The following is a 13,968-nucleotide window of genomic DNA, read 5'->3' as shown; positions in this document are numbered from 1 at the left end:
TTTTTTATAGAGCCGGTATTTTCTGTGATTACCACCGCTAATTTAACAATTCAGTTTGGCCCCAAGCCTTTATTTGAAAACGTCAACGCCAAGTTTGGTGAGGGCAACCGTTATGGCTTGATTGGTGCCAATGGTTCGGGCAAGTCCACGCTTATGAAAATTCTGGGCGGCGACCTGGAGCCGTCATCGGGCAATGTGTCGTTGGAGCCGGGCACCCGGCTTGGGAAACTGCGCCAGGATCAATTCGCCTTTGAAGACAGTCGCGTGCTCGACGTGGTGTTGATGGGCCACGTGGAAATGTGGCGCGTCATGAGTGAGCGCGATGCCATTTATGCCAACCCCGACGCCACTGAAGATGATTACATGCGCGCGGCTGAGCTGGAAGCCAAATTCGCCGAATATGACGGCTATACCGCAGAGGCCCGCGCCGGAGAACTATTGCTGGGGCTGGAAATTCCAGTTGAGCAACATAACCTGCCTATGCGCGAAATCGCGCCTGGCTGGAAATTGCGGGTTTTGTTGGCCCAAGCGTTGTTTTCCAACCCCGACGTGTTATTGCTCGACGAGCCCACCAATAACCTGGACATCAATACGATTCGCTGGTTGGAAAATGTGCTGAATGGTTATCAAAGCACTATGATCATCATCAGCCACGACCGCCATTTTCTGAATGCGGTGTGTTCTCACATGGCCGACCTTGATTACGGCGAGTTGCGAGTGTATCCGGGTAATTACGATGATTACATGTTGGCGTCGGCTCAGGCCCGCGAACGTACCGTAGCGGCGAACGCTAAAGCCAAGGAACGCGTAGCGGAATTGCAAGACTTTGTACGCCGTTTTGCCGCCAATAAATCCAAGTCACGGCAGGCCACTTCGCGTCTGAAGCAAATCGATCGAATCAAGGCTGATACCATCGAAGTCAAGCCTTCGTCGCGTCAGAACCCGTATATTCGTTTCGAACAAAAGAAGGTGATGCATCGTTTGGCCGTCACCGCCGAGCGGGTTAGCAAAACATACGACCATCCGGTCATTAAGTCCTTTTCCGCCATGGTGGAGGCTGGTGAAAAAATCGCCATTATTGGGGCGAACGGGGTGGGTAAGACAACGCTGCTACGCATGCTTGCCGATGACCTCGCACCTGATCAGGGCAGTATCAAATGGTCGGAAAACGCCGACCGTGGCTATATGGCCCAAGACGTATCAGACCAGTTTCAGACTGACAAAAAAGTGTTCGACTGGATGACAGACTACCGCGAGCCCGGCGATGACGACCAAGCCATTCGTTCCGTGCTGGGGCGTTTGCTGTTTTCGGCCGACGACATCGTAAAACCGGTAAAAGTGTTGTCGGGGGGTGAAAAGAATCGCATGACATTCGGCCGTCTGATGTTGGGACGCCACAATGTATTGCTGCTCGACGAGCCCACCAATCACCTGGATATGGAGTCGATCGAATCTCTGCAGTATGCATTGGAGCTATATAAAGGTACGCTTATTTTCGTTTCGCACGATCGGCAGTTTGTGTCGGGCCTGGCCACGCGTATCTGGGAAATCCAAGCCGACGGCGACGTAATGGATTACGCAGGCAATTACGATGACTTCCTGAGCGTGCGGGGTATCGAGGAGTAACACGGGTGACGTTTGTCCTGACCCAGGCTCACTCATTTGAAGAGGAGGTACGCAAAAGCCGGTTTCTGGCTTTTGCCGCGCCGGTAAATGATACCGAGGCAGCCCAAAGCTTTATTGCGCAACATATTTATCCCGACGCGAATCATCATTGCTGGGCTTGGCGCATCGGGCAAAATTATCGCTTTCATGATGATGGTGAGCCGGGCGGTACCGCAGGACGCCCTATTTTACAAGCCATCGAAGGCCATGAAATTGATTATGTTGTTGTTTTGGTCGTACGTTGGTTTGGCGGCATTAAATTGGGCACGGGGGGCTTGGCGCGGGCTTATGGTGGTGCAGCAGGGCAGTGCTTAAGGCTGGCGGTCAAAACACTCTGGGTGCCAACCCGCACGTTGTCTTGTTGGTGCCCTTTTTCCGATATGGCCCTGATTCGAGGGCGATTGGGGCAGTTCAGCGCGCATATAGAGTCTGAGCAATTTGACGCTCACGGCGTTGTTTGGCAATTGCGTGTGCCTGAGGCGCAATGCGACGACTTTTGCACCCAATTCACCGACTGGACAAAAGGCAAGGGCAAAATCCATAACCTTTCTTAAGCCGTTCCAGCCGGTATAAATTCCGGGCGTAAAACACCGCGTAGTTCACTGTATGGAATAAGCAACTCGGGCTGCCCGGATGAATAGGGCGCAATGGCATAAGAATCGTATTTGACGACTAAACCGGTATCAGTAAAGGCGTAGTTGTCGCTGGGTTGAAACGGCCATAAACGGTTATATTCAGCAGGGTTTTCGCGTGCTGCGGGCTGAGTTCCCAGCCAGCGCTGATGCGCCCGACGTAGCGCCTCAACATACGCTTCGTATTGATTTGGCTGTAATACATTGCGAATGCCCAGTACTTTCCGGCCGGCATTATCCCAGTTTAAAAATTGCGTAGCCGCAATGCCATGTGCGGCGCCGGTTAAGTATTGCCAGCTATCCAGTTCAATCACAGTCAGATGGCGGTTCCGGTAACGGGTATTGGCATTCAGAATCACCTCGTCGCGCGGACCGGCTGTTTGCCAGAAATAAGACTCGAACCCTGCAATGGTGGTATAGCCGGGCGCGCGTTCTGCGTTCACCCCCGTCATCATGGCCAGGGCGTGGTCAACCAAGTCTGTTAACACGGGTACCCCTGGAAAAACCAGGGATTTAACCGTTATTGTCGGACACTCACCTTCGCAACCCGGCCGGGCTTTTTCCCACTCAACCGGTTGCGTGAACAAACCTTCCTTTTCCGTTTGCGAGGCCACCTTGTCGGCCGGAATTAAAGAGATGTTCGAAGGCGACGAGGCACAACCTGCCAGCATGACGCAGGCCAGAATGGCAGACGTCGGATGAATTCGAGAGAAAAAACCTTTCATAAGCTGCAACTTTATTTGACGGTATGAGCACCTTGGCCGAACAGTAGCTTGCGTGCCTCTTCGTCATGTACCGTGGGTTGACTGTTCACTTCGGCAGCGCGTGCATAAGCACGTTTGGTTGCCGGCCGTTCGGCAATGTTGTTGAACCAACGTTTAAGGTTGGGAAAGTCATCAAGATTCTGTTGCTGTTTGGGGTGAGAAACAATCCACGGGTAACTGGCCATATCCGCAATGGTGTACTCGTCCCCGGCAATGAACTCTCGATCTGCCAGCCGTTTGTTCAATACACCATATAAACGCGCAGTTTCACGTACATAGCGATCAATGGCATACGCGATTTTTTCCGGCGCATATTGATTGAAATGATGATTCTGTCCCGCCATCGGGCCCAAGCCACCCATTTGCCAATGAAGCCATTGCACCGTTTCAGTGCGACCCCGTAAATCGGCAGGCAAAAACCGGCCGGTTTTTTCGGCCAAATACTGCAAAATTGCACCCGACTCGAAGATGGAAATAGGGTTGCCCCCATCGGCAGGCGCTTGGTCGACAATGGCCGGAATGCGATTATTCGGTGCAATGCTCAAAAATTCGGGTTTGAATTGATCGCCTTTACCGATATTGATAGGGATCAGTTTATATTCCAAGCCGGTTTCTTCAAGGAAAAGTGTGATTTTGTGCCCGTTAGGGGTGGTCCAGTAGTACAAATCAATCATATCTATCCCTTCAATTATTCGGCAGGAATCGGCGTATAGCCTTCCTCTTCAATAATTTTCCGAACTGCAGCGGTGTCGTCGACATTGTCGACAACCACCCGATGCTGCTCCAGGTTAATCGATACCTTAGCCTGTGGAAAGGCGTTTTCCACAGCTTGAGTGATGGCGGCGACACAATGGCCGCAGGTCATGTCCTGAACATTAAATTGCATGCTTTTAAACTCCTTTACAGCGTTGCCCGAAGGCATTTGTTAGCATTAGCATACTTTAATCTAATCGTTCCCACGGTGGGAAGGTCAAGCAATGAACATCGGCGCGGCGGCAAAGCAATCGGGCATCAGTGCCAAAATGATTCGCTACTATGAGCAAGTAGGTTTGCTTCAACCCCCCGACCGGTCTGATTCGGGGTACCGGCTGTACGGCCCCACTGATGTTCAGACACTTATTTTTATTCGCCGGGCACGTGATTTGGGGTTCTCGCTTGAGCGGATTCAAACACTACTTGAGCTCTGGCGTAACCGCAATCGTCGCAGCGAAGACGTAAAAGCACTGGCGCAGGGGTATATTCAGGAATTAGACACTGACATCGCGCGTTTGGTTTCCATTCGCAACGAGTTGGAGCGGCTGGCCCAATGTTGCGGCGGAGACGGCTCACCCGAATGTCCCATTCTTGAAGATTTGGCACAGCCGCCTGCACAAATTAAGCAATAACAGGAGAAAAAATGGGTTTACTAGTTGATGGTAAGTGGCACGACGATTGGTATGACACCAAGAAAACCGGCGGGCGGTTTATTCGCACTGAGGCGCAGTTTCGCAATTGGGTAACCGCCGACGGCGCTGCTGGTCCAACAGGTGAGGGCGGCTTCAAAGCCGAACCCGGGCGTTACCATTTATATGTCTCGCTGGCGTGCCCTTGGGCGCATCGCACGCTGATCTTCCGCAAGCTCAAGGGCCTGGAAAACATGATCGACGTCTCGATTGTGCACTTTTTCATGGGGCGCCAGGGTTGGTCGTTCGAACCGGGTGAGGGCGTTGTGCCGGATACGGTTAATCATTGCGATTACGTGCATCAGTTATATACGTTGACGCAGCCCGACTATACCGGACGGGTCACCATTCCCATTCTTTGGGATAAAGAAAGGAAAGTTATTGTCAGCAATGAGTCCTCTGAAATCATCCGTATGTTCAATTCAGCATTCGATGATATTGGGGCAAACGAAGGGGATTACTATCCAGTTGAGTTGCACCAGGAAATCAATGCGGTAAACGAGTTGGTATACAACAGTGTGAACAATGGTGTGTATCGTTCGGGTTTTGCTACCACTCAGGATGCCTACGAAGAGGCTGTCACGGAATTGTTCGATGCGCTTGAGTCGCTTGAGCTGCGTTTGTCGAGACAGCGTTATTTAACGGGTGATCGCATCACCGAAGCCGACTGGCGGTTGTTTACCACACTGGTGCGTTTCGACCCTGTTTACCACGGACATTTCAAATGTAATTTGAAGCGTATCGTCGATATGCCCAATTTGTGGGGCTTTACGCGAGAGCTTTATCAGTGGCCCGGGGTTGCCGAAACAGTTGATTTCAAACATATAAAAAACCATTATTACCAGAGTCACGCCACCGTTAATCCCACCGGCGTGGTTCCCAAAGGGCCGGACATCGACTTCACGGCGCCGCATCATCGCGAACCGCCCTCGGTGTAATGGGTTAAAGTAAAGCCCGTTATTTGATGGAACCTGGAGTGTGAAATGGATATCGATGCTTTATTGCTGGCCCGGATTCAATTTGCTTTCACGATATCTTTTCACATTATCTTTCCCGCCATTACCATTGGCCTGGCCAGCTATTTGGCGGTATTGGAAGGGTTGTGGCTGAAAACCCGCAACCCGCTGTATCGCGATCTCTATCACTTCTGGATCAAAATCTTCTCGGTTAATTTCGGGATGGGTGTCGTGTCGGGCCTGGTCATGGCGTATCAGTTCGGCACAAACTGGAGCTTTTTCTCCGACTTTGCCGGAAGTATTACCGGCCCGTTGCTGGCTTACGAGGTGCTTACGGCTTTCTTCCTGGAAGCCGGGTTCCTGGGTGTCATGCTGTTCGGCTGGAACCGCGTCGGGCCTGGCCTGCATTTTTTCTCCACTATTATGGTGGCGCTGGGCACCTTAATTTCCTCAACCTGGATCCTTGCTTCCAACAGCTGGATGCAAACGCCGGCCGGTTATGAAATTGTTGATGGCCGGGTCATTCCCGTCGACTGGCTGGCGGTCATTTTCAACCCTTCATTTCCCTATCGCCTCACGCACATGGTGCTAGCCGCGTTTCTTGCAACTGCCTTGTTTGTTGGTGCCTCGGCAGCCTGGCACTTTCTGAAAGGCAACAAATCGGCGGCGGTAAAGAAAATGTTTTCCATGGCCATGGGCATGCTTTTGCTGGTGGCGCCCATCCAGGCACTGGTGGGTGATCAACATGGCTTAAATACGCTTGAACACCAGCCGGCCAAGCTGGCCGCTATTGAAGGGCATTGGGAGAACACCCCGGGTGAAGGCGTGCCGCTGGTTGTGTTCGGCTGGCCCGATATGGAGGAAGAACGCAATCGTTTCGCTCTCGAGATCCCACACCTGGGGAGTTTGATTCTTACTCACTCATGGGAAGGTCAGTTCAAAAGCCTTAAAGAGTTTCCTCCTGAAGACCGTCCTTTCGTGCCGATTGTGTTCTGGTCCTTTCGGGTAATGGTCGGCCTGGGGCTGCTGATGATCGCCTTGGCGGTGTGGGCGAACTGGGCGCGATGGAGAGGGCGCCTGTACGAGTCACCCCGTTTGCATAAGGCCGCTCTTGTCATGGGGCCGGCCGGGTTGATTGCCATTCTTGCGGGTTGGTTCACGACAGAAACAGGGCGTCAGCCATGGGTTGTTTATAACGTCATGAGAACGGCCGACGCGGTATCACCTCACGGCGCTATTGAACTTGGCGTGACGCTGGCGCTTTTTGTGGTGGTGTATTTTTTCGTGTTCGGCGCGGGCATTGTGTACATGTTAAAGCTCATTGCAAAAGGGCCGCAGCCCTACGAACCCAAACCTGAGCCGTCTGACGCCGGGTCGCCGGGCGAACCGGTTGCCACCGCACGGCGCCCAATATCGGCGGCGATGCATGACCGTTCCACACATTTCGGAGACCAGTAATGGGTATCGACTTACCTTTGTTGTGGGCCATTATTATTCTGTTTGGCGTTTTCATGTATGTGGTGCTTGATGGTTTCGATCTCGGTATCGGCATCTTGTTTCCATTTTTCCCAGACAAAACCGATCGCGATGTCATGATGAATACCGTGGCGCCGGTTTGGGACGGCAACGAAACCTGGCTGGTTTTGGGCGGGGCGGGCTTGCTGGCTGCGTTTCCGCTGGCGTATTCAGTTATTCTTGATGCCTTCATGTTGCCACTGATATTCATGCTTTTAGGGCTGGTTTTTCGTGGTGTGGCGTTTGAGTTCCGATTCAAGGCATCCGAAAGAAGAAGGCACTGGTGGGACAAAGGCTTTATTGCCGGGTCAATATGCGCGGCTTTTTTTCAAGGGGTCACGCTGGGTGGTTTTATCGATGGTGTTCATGTGGTTGAGCGCACGTATTCCGGTGGTGCGCTTGAGTGGTTGAAACCTTTTAGTGTGTTTACGGGAATCGGCCTGGTCATTGCCTATGCACTGCTGGGATGCACCTGGCTGATTTTCAAAACAGACGGCAAGTTGCAGGAAAACATGATTCGCATTGCGCGGCCACTCTTGCTTACCGTGTTGGCGGTCATTGGCTTAATCAGCCTTTGGACACCGCTTAGCCATCCCGAAATCGCCGATCGATGGTTCGCTGTACCCAACCTGTTTTACTTCATGCCGGTTCCGGTTCTGGTTTTGCTGGCGACGTGGGCTACTTGGCGGCAACTGGGGCAACAGCCTCATGCGGGGCCTTTTCTGCTCACCTTGTGCCTTGTGTTTCTGGGTTATAGCGGTCTGGGTATCAGCGTTTGGCCGTACATCATCCCGCCTGACATCACCATTTGGGATGCGGCCGCGCCACCGCAAAGCCAAGGTTTTGCGCTTGTGGGAGCGTTGCTTATTATTCCACTTATTCTTATGTATACCGCTTGGTCGTATTATGTTTTTCGGGGCAAAGTAAGGCCAGGCGATGGTTATCACTAACGTTATCAGTCCGGAATGAATAAAGATGTCAGACGCGCGTAAACCATGGCTTAAAAGGTTGGGGTGGCTGGTGGCGTTGTGGTTCGGCGGGGTTGCGGCGTTAACGGTTTTCGCTTTAGTTCTGCGTTGGATTATGAGCAGTATCGGTATGACAACCTGACGCTTGACCTTGCCACAATGGGAAGGTTTATTCTGGTCAAATCTCTTCTATTGGTTTGTTGCGAGGTTTCTCATGAAATCCAGTCATATCAGCTTGTCGGTGCAGGGCATGACCTGTGCTTCCTGCGTGGGTCGTGTTGAACGTGTCCTGAAAAAACTACCCGGGGTCGAACAGGCGAATGTTAATTTGGCAACGGAACGGGCCGAAATCGACGTAACCGATGCGTCATTGGTTCAGCAAGCCATTCAGGCTATTCAAAAAGCGGGCTATCAGGCCTCGGTCGTGTCGGAAGGAGGGGACGATCATTTGGCTGATCGGCAGCAGGCGGAAGTGGCGCACTTGCGCCTGCAACTGTGGGTTGCACTATTGCTCACCTTGCCGGTATTCATTCTGGAAATGGGGGCACATTTGGTGCCGGCGTTTCACCACTGGGTCGCAAATACTATCGGCACGCAAAATAGTTGGTTCCTTCAGTTTGCGCTTACAACCGCCGTATTGGTGGGGCCGGGCCGTAATTTCTATTTATTAGGCGTGCCGGCTTTGCTTAAGGCCGCGCCCGATATGAATTCATTGGTGGCTGTTGGTACGGCCGCAGCCTATCTTTATTCCGTGGTGGCCACATTTATGCCGGCGCTGTTACCCGATGGAACGGTGAACGTTTATTTCGAAGCGGCGGCGGTCATTGTTACGCTGATTTTGCTTGGACGCTTTCTTGAAGCTCGTGCAAAAGGCAACACCTCCCAGGCGATTCGGCACTTAATGGGCTTGCAAGCCAAAACCGCAAGGGTTGTGCGCGACGGAACCCTTCTCGATTTGCCGATTGAGCAGGTCCAGGTGGGAGACACTCTGGAAATTCGCCCGGGTGAACGTATTCCAGTTGATGGGAAAGTAATGGATGGGCATAGCTTTGTTGACGAGTCTATGATTAGCGGGGAGCCCGTACCGGTTGAAAAATCCATCGACACTCAGGTTGTTGGGGGGACGGTGAACCAGACCGGCGCATTGCGGGTAAAGGCTGTTAGCGTTGGAAAAGACACCGTACTGGCACAAATTATTCATATGGTGCAGCAGGCGCAAGGTGCAAAATTGCCCATTCAGGCGCTGGTTGATCGCGTTACTTTATGGTTTGTGCCCGTCGTCATGGGCGTTGCCATGCTCACTTTTGTTATCTGGTTTATTTGGGGACCCAGCCCGGCGCTTACGTTTGCTGTGGTGAATGCAGTAGCGGTTCTAATTATTGCCTGTCCGTGTGCAATGGGTCTGGCCACACCAACCTCGATTATGGTGGGAACGGGGCGCGGCGCCCAAATTGGTGTGTTGTTTCGTAAAGGCGAAGCATTGCAACTACTGCGTGACGTGAAAGTTGTGGCGGTGGATAAAACCGGCACGCTAACCCAAGGAAAACCTGTTTTAACAGACCTGGTAGTGGCAGATGAGTTCAACGAAGAAAATGTGTTGGCCCTTGTAGCCGCAGTTGAGTCGCGCTCAGAGCACCCGATTGCGCAGGCCATTGTCACTGCGGCAAAGAACAAGTCATTGTCCTTGCCCGATTTAACGGAGTTTGAATCTGTGACGGGCTATGGCGTTCAGGCACAAGCTAATGGTATGACGGTGGCGGTGGGTGCCGATCGCTTCATGCAGAAGCTTGGACTGGATGTGAGCATTTTCAATGAGACGGCGCAAAAACTGGGTAATGAGGGTAAAACACCCATGTATGCCTCAATAGATGGCCGTTTGGCGGCCATTATCGCCGTTGCCGATCCTTTGAAAGAGAACACTGTGCAAGCCATTGCGGCTTTACATCAGCTAGGGTTGAAAGTTGCCATGATTACCGGCGACAACCAGCGCACGGCTGAGGCAATTGCCCGCCAGTTGAGTATTGACGAGGTGGTGGCGGAAGTTTTACCCGACGGCAAGGTTCACGCTGTTAGCTGTCTTTTTGAGCAGTATGGTTCAGTAGCGTTCGTTGGCGACGGCATTAACGACGCACCGGCCTTGGCCCAGGCGCAGGTTGGGATTGCTATTGGGACCGGCACAGATGTTGCCATGGAAGCAGCCGATGTCGTATTGATGTCGGGCGATTTAATGGGTGTACCCGATGCCATCGCACTTTCCAAGGCCACGATGCGTAATATCCGGCAAAACTTATTCTGGGCTTTTGTCTATAACGCTGCGTTGGTGCCCGTGGCGGCGGGGGTATTGTACCCGGCCTATGGTATCTTGCTTTCCCCTGTATTTGCAGCAGGCGCAATGGCTTTGTCGAGCGTATTTGTGGTGTCGAATGCGTTACGCTTGCGCCGTTTTCAGGCGCTGCGCTTTTCCCGATGAAGACCGTTCAGGCCAAGCGTTAGCGCTAATAGCGATAGGCCGAATCCGGTTAAGGTGATGCCCAACCAGCCGTAATCTTCATAAATATGCGCGGCGATGAACGAACCGCTTGCCCCACCGACGAAGTAAGCCGTCATATAGCCGGCGTTCAGTCGGCTGCGTTGTTCAGGGTGCAATTTAATAATTGTGTTCATATTGCTTACATGTACCAACTGCACGGCAAAATCAAGAAAAATAACACCGACAACTAACGCAATAACGGAGACAGGAGAAAAACCAAGGGGAATCCATGAGCCCAGCATAATGACCAAACCCAGGATAACAGCTAAATTCGACCTTCCTTTATCGGCCAGGCGGCCTGCCCAGCCCGCCGAAATTGCGCCGGCCGCGCCGGTTAAACCAAATAAACCAATAACGGCGTTGGAATATTCGTAGGGTGGGGCGCTTAGCAGGAAAGAAAGTGGTGTCCAAAACAAGGCAAACAAACCAAACGACAATGCGCCCATCACGGAACGAGACCGCAAAACCGGCTCTTGGGCGAAAAGTCGCGCCACCGATAGTAATAGTTCGGCATACGAAACCCGCTTCTCGTTGCGATGTTGCGGCAATAATTTCCACAGCAGCAACGCAATCAGGCTCATGAATACTGCAGCAACAAAATAAACAATTCTCCAGCTTCCAAACGCAGATAAGCCGCCCGAGACACTGCGCCCTAGCAGAATGCCCATTAACAGGCCACTCATGAGTACCCCGACGATACGGCCACGCATTTCGGGGCGTGCCAACTGAGCACCAAAAGGAATCAGTAACTGGGTGACAACGGAAAAAAGAGCGGTGATACCCGTACCCAATAAAAGAAATGGTAAAGAGGGTGACACGCCGCTAATGAGCAACCCCGACGCTGAAATCAGGGTCATGATGCAAATAAGGTTGCGTTTTTCGAATTTATCGCCTAATGGAACCAGCAATAGCAAACCGATACCGTAACCAATTTGCGCGACGGTAACGATAATGCCAACCGCACCATACGAGACACCATATTCCGTTGCAATTGAATCAAGCAGGGGTTGGGCATAATAATTACTGGCTACCGCTCCCCCAATGGCGGTCGCCATCAGCCAAACCAAAAATGTACTCAAACTTTGCGCTCCGGCCATGTCCAGCCTGATATTTCGGGCCGATCCGTCCCTTCTGTGTGCGCGTAGTTTACGCTATCAATCAAGCACCCTTTAAGCCACTCTTTAAAGTGTGAAGTCCGATTCTGCAAACGTGGTACGTAGTTCAGTACATCCATAGCCAGATGGTAGCGGTCTATCTGATTCATGATAGCCAACTCCAGCGGCGTATTAATGTTGCCTTTTTCACGATAGCCACGCACGTGGAAATTGGCATGATTATGTCGGCGATAAATGAAACGATGAATTAACCAGGGATAGCCGTGAAAACTGAAAACAACCGGCTTGTCGCGTGTAAAAAGCGCATCGAAGTCTGAATGAGTTATGCCATGCGGATGATCGGTGTCGGGGAGCAAGCGATATAAATCGACCACATTCACAAATCTGATTCTCAGATCGGGAACATGAGTTCGCAGCAATGCGACCGCAGCCAACGCCTCGGCAGTCACAATATCCCCCGCACAGGCAATGACGACGTCAGGTTCCCGGCCTTCGTCGCTGCTTGCCCACGACCAGATGCCAATGCCTTTGGCACAATGCGTGGCCGCCTCTTCAATATCTAAGTAAGACAAATGGGGCTGCTTGTCGGCCACAATGACGTTAACGTAGTTCACGCTGCGCAGGCAGTGATCTGCCACACTTAGCAGGCAGTTGGCGTCGGGCGGCAGGTAAATTCGCGTAACATCACCGCTTTTATTACTGATCACGTCGAGGAAACCGGGGTCTTGATGAGTAAAACCGTTATGATCCTGGCGCCACACCAGTGACGACAAAAGGATGTTCAACGAAGAAATGGGTGCGCGCCAGCGTGCTTCCAAACGCGATTTATCCAACCACTTCGCTTGCTGACTGACCATGGAGTCAACAATATGGGCGAAGGCTTCATAGGTGTTGAACAGGCCGTGCCGCCCGGTTAACAGATAGCCTTCGAGCCAGCCTTCCAAAGTGTGTTCACTGAGCATCTCCATAACACGACCGTCGGCGCTCAAATGGCCCCCATCGTCATCTGAAGCATATCGATCCGCCAGCCACGTTTTCCCGCTTACTTCATAAACCCTATCAAGTTTATTCGATGCATTTTCATCCGGGCTGAACAAGCGAAAATTATTAGGGTTACGTTGCATGATGTCGCGCAAGAAAGCGGCCAAAACGGCGGTAGGTGAAACGCGCACGGCGGCGGGGCGATCGACTGTAACGCCATATTCCTTAAAGTCCGGCATAAATAGTGGCATCCGTAATCGCCCGCCATTGGCATGCATGTTTGCACTCATGCGCAGGGCGGGCGGGGGCATTGCTTCTTGCAGCGCTGGTAACAAAGCCCCGTTACTATCGAACAATGAGGCGGGATCATAACTTCGCATCCAGTCTTCGAGCAGTTTTAGCTGAACAGGGTCTTGGCGCACATCGGCCAGTGGCACTTGATGCGAACGCCATGTACCTTCAATTTGATGATGATTGAACGCGTCGGGGCCCGTCCATCCTTTTGGCGTGCGCAGGACAATCATTGGCCATATCGCGCGTTGCGAGGAGTTTGTTGCTTTTGCTTGATGTTGAATTTTTCTTATCGTTGCAACGCATTGGTCTAGCACGCCGGCCATTTTTTTATGCATTTCAGCGGGGTCGTCACCCTCAACAAAGAACGGAGTCCAGCCGTACCCCTTCATTAAATGGGTAAGCTCATCGTTACCGATACGAGCAAGAATGGTTGGATTGGCGATTTTGTACCCATTCAAGTGCAAAATAGGCAGAACGGCGCCGTCGCGGGTAGGATTCAGAAACTTATTGCTGTGCCAGGCCGTGGCAAGCGGCCCGGTTTCCGCCTCACCATCGCCAACCACTGCTGTAACGATAAGATCGGGGTTATCAAACGCTGCGCCAAAGGCATGCGACAGCACATAGCCCAACTCTCCGCCCTCATGAATGGACCCCGGAATTTCCGGCGTGCAATGGCTGCCTAACTTCCCCGGAAACGAAAACATACGGAAGAGTTCCAACATGCCGCATGCGTCAAGCGACACCTCGGGGTGAATGGCACTAAAGCTCCCCTCGAGGTAGGCATTCGCAAGCACCGCCGGTGCACCATGCCCCGGGCCCGACAGATAAATCATATTGAGTTGATTTAGTTGAATAACTCTGTTCAGGTGCGCCCAAATAAAAGTTTGTCCGGGGCTGGAACCCCAATGACCCAATAATCGTTTTTTTATGTGGTTCGGTTGCAACGGTTCTTGCAGTAAAGGGTTATCCCGTAAGTAGATCATTCCCGCGCAAAGATAATTGCAAGCGCGCCAAAAGGCGTCTATTCGGCGAATTTCGCCTGGTGCAAGGGTGTTATGGTGTACTTTTGCGTTTGCCATGGAATTTTCCGGGTCGCCCATGACTGT

The 13,968-nt window shown here is 52.1% G+C and carries 12 protein-coding genes and 1 pseudogene; 8 read left to right on the top strand and 5 right to left on the bottom strand.

The annotated features are described in order from the left end of the window. Positions 1-24: 24 nt before the first annotated feature. On the top strand, positions 25-1,626 hold the full coding sequence (locus tag G9Q38_RS11555; RefSeq protein ID WP_166131086.1) for an ABC-F family ATPase: 1,602 nt from the start codon (positions 25-27) through the stop codon (positions 1,624-1,626). A gap of 5 nt (positions 1,627-1,631) precedes the next feature. Next, positions 1,632-2,219, top strand: coding sequence for an IMPACT family protein (locus G9Q38_RS11550; protein ID WP_166131084.1), 588 nt, complete (start codon positions 1,632-1,634; stop codon positions 2,217-2,219). Here G9Q38_RS11550 and G9Q38_RS11545 read toward each other — a convergent pair. Genes G9Q38_RS11545 through G9Q38_RS11535 form a run of 3 tightly spaced genes read right to left on the bottom strand, consistent with a single transcriptional unit; the run spans position 2,216 to position 3,947 of the window. Continuing rightward, positions 2,216-3,022, bottom strand: a complete 807-nt coding sequence (locus G9Q38_RS11545; RefSeq protein ID WP_166131081.1) for an RsiV family protein — start codon at positions 3,020-3,022, stop codon at positions 2,216-2,218. The genes G9Q38_RS11550 and G9Q38_RS11545 overlap by 4 nt on opposite strands. A gap of 11 nt (positions 3,023-3,033) precedes the next feature. Further along, positions 3,034-3,735: a glutathione binding-like protein gene (locus tag G9Q38_RS11540; protein WP_166131078.1), complete on the bottom strand. Its 702-nt coding sequence runs from the start codon at positions 3,733-3,735 to the stop codon at positions 3,034-3,036. Between the two features lie 14 nt (positions 3,736-3,749). Next, a complete protein-coding gene (locus G9Q38_RS11535) occupies positions 3,750-3,947 on the bottom strand; it encodes a heavy-metal-associated domain-containing protein (protein ID WP_228276125.1) in 198 nt (65 codons plus the stop codon). A 91-nt stretch (positions 3,948-4,038) separates the two neighbouring features. On the opposite strand from G9Q38_RS11535, the gene cueR reads away from it, so the two are divergent. From cueR to G9Q38_RS11505, 6 genes and pseudogenes are all read left to right on the top strand, one after another. Beyond that, complete coding sequence (gene cueR, locus G9Q38_RS11530; RefSeq protein WP_166131072.1) at positions 4,039-4,446, top strand: Cu(I)-responsive transcriptional regulator; 408 nt, start codon at positions 4,039-4,041, stop codon at positions 4,444-4,446. Positions 4,447-4,457: 11 nt separating this feature from the next. After that, a complete protein-coding gene (locus G9Q38_RS11525; RefSeq protein ID WP_166131069.1) occupies positions 4,458-5,441 on the top strand; it encodes a glutathione S-transferase family protein in 984 nt (327 codons plus the stop codon). Positions 5,442-5,486: 45 nt separating this feature from the next. Further along, complete coding sequence (locus tag G9Q38_RS11520; protein WP_166131066.1) at positions 5,487-6,917, top strand: cytochrome ubiquinol oxidase subunit I; 1,431 nt, start codon at positions 5,487-5,489, stop codon at positions 6,915-6,917. Then, the gene (cydB, locus tag G9Q38_RS11515; RefSeq protein WP_166131064.1) at positions 6,917-7,924 is read left to right on the top strand and encodes a cytochrome d ubiquinol oxidase subunit II; all 1,008 of its coding nucleotides are present in this window, start codon (positions 6,917-6,919) and stop codon (positions 7,922-7,924) included. Before G9Q38_RS11520 ends, cydB begins: the two co-directional genes overlap by 1 nt. A 25-nt stretch (positions 7,925-7,949) precedes the next feature. Continuing rightward, positions 7,950-8,084, top strand: a complete 135-nt coding sequence (locus tag G9Q38_RS11510) for a DUF2474 domain-containing protein (RefSeq protein ID WP_119442697.1) — start codon at positions 7,950-7,952, stop codon at positions 8,082-8,084. 60 nt (positions 8,085-8,144) lie between these two features. Then, positions 8,145-10,412: pseudogene (locus tag G9Q38_RS11505) on the top strand (heavy metal translocating P-type ATPase); the annotation flags it as partial. Here G9Q38_RS11505 and G9Q38_RS11500 read toward each other — a convergent pair. After that, complete coding sequence (locus G9Q38_RS11500; protein WP_166131058.1) at positions 10,388-11,569, bottom strand: MFS transporter; 1,182 nt, start codon at positions 11,567-11,569, stop codon at positions 10,388-10,390. The pseudogene G9Q38_RS11505 and the gene G9Q38_RS11500 overlap by 25 nt on opposite strands. Further along, positions 11,548-13,941, bottom strand: a complete 2,394-nt coding sequence (locus tag G9Q38_RS11495) for a phosphoketolase family protein (RefSeq protein WP_166131056.1) — start codon at positions 13,939-13,941, stop codon at positions 11,548-11,550. Before G9Q38_RS11495 ends, G9Q38_RS11500 begins: the two co-directional genes overlap by 22 nt. Positions 13,942-13,968: the final 27 nt, after the last annotated feature.

It is taken from the genome of Pusillimonas sp. DMV24BSW_D (assembly GCF_011388195.1).
GTDB lineage: Bacteria > Pseudomonadota > Gammaproteobacteria > Burkholderiales > Burkholderiaceae_B > Neopusillimonas > Neopusillimonas aestuarii.
This window is presented reverse-complemented; position numbering and strand designations above follow the sequence as displayed.

What these genes read in the sequence shown, in the direction of transcription:
- G9Q38_RS11510 (WP_119442697.1), top strand. Translation starts at nt 7,950, where the DNA reads ATGTCAGACGCGCGTAAACCATGGCTTAAAAGGTTGGGGTGGCTGGTG.
- cydB (WP_166131064.1), top strand. Translation starts at nt 6,917, where the DNA reads ATGGGTATCGACTTACCTTTGTTGTGGGCCATTATTATTCTGTTTGGC.
- G9Q38_RS11525 (WP_166131069.1), top strand. Translation starts at nt 4,458, where the DNA reads ATGGGTTTACTAGTTGATGGTAAGTGGCACGACGATTGGTATGACACC.
- G9Q38_RS11495 (WP_166131056.1), bottom strand. Translation starts at nt 13,941, where the DNA reads ATGGCAAACGCAAAAGTACACCATAACACCCTTGCACCAGGCGAAATT.
- G9Q38_RS11535 (WP_228276125.1), bottom strand. Translation starts at nt 3,947, where the DNA reads ATGCAATTTAATGTTCAGGACATGACCTGCGGCCATTGTGTCGCCGCC.
- G9Q38_RS11540 (WP_166131078.1), bottom strand. Translation starts at nt 3,735, where the DNA reads ATGATTGATTTGTACTACTGGACCACCCCTAACGGGCACAAAATCACA.
- cueR (WP_166131072.1), top strand. Translation starts at nt 4,039, where the DNA reads ATGAACATCGGCGCGGCGGCAAAGCAATCGGGCATCAGTGCCAAAATG.
- G9Q38_RS11500 (WP_166131058.1), bottom strand. Translation starts at nt 11,569, where the DNA reads ATGGCCGGAGCGCAAAGTTTGAGTACATTTTTGGTTTGGCTGATGGCG.
- G9Q38_RS11520 (WP_166131066.1), top strand. Translation starts at nt 5,487, where the DNA reads ATGGATATCGATGCTTTATTGCTGGCCCGGATTCAATTTGCTTTCACG.
- G9Q38_RS11545 (WP_166131081.1), bottom strand. Translation starts at nt 3,022, where the DNA reads ATGAAAGGTTTTTTCTCTCGAATTCATCCGACGTCTGCCATTCTGGCC.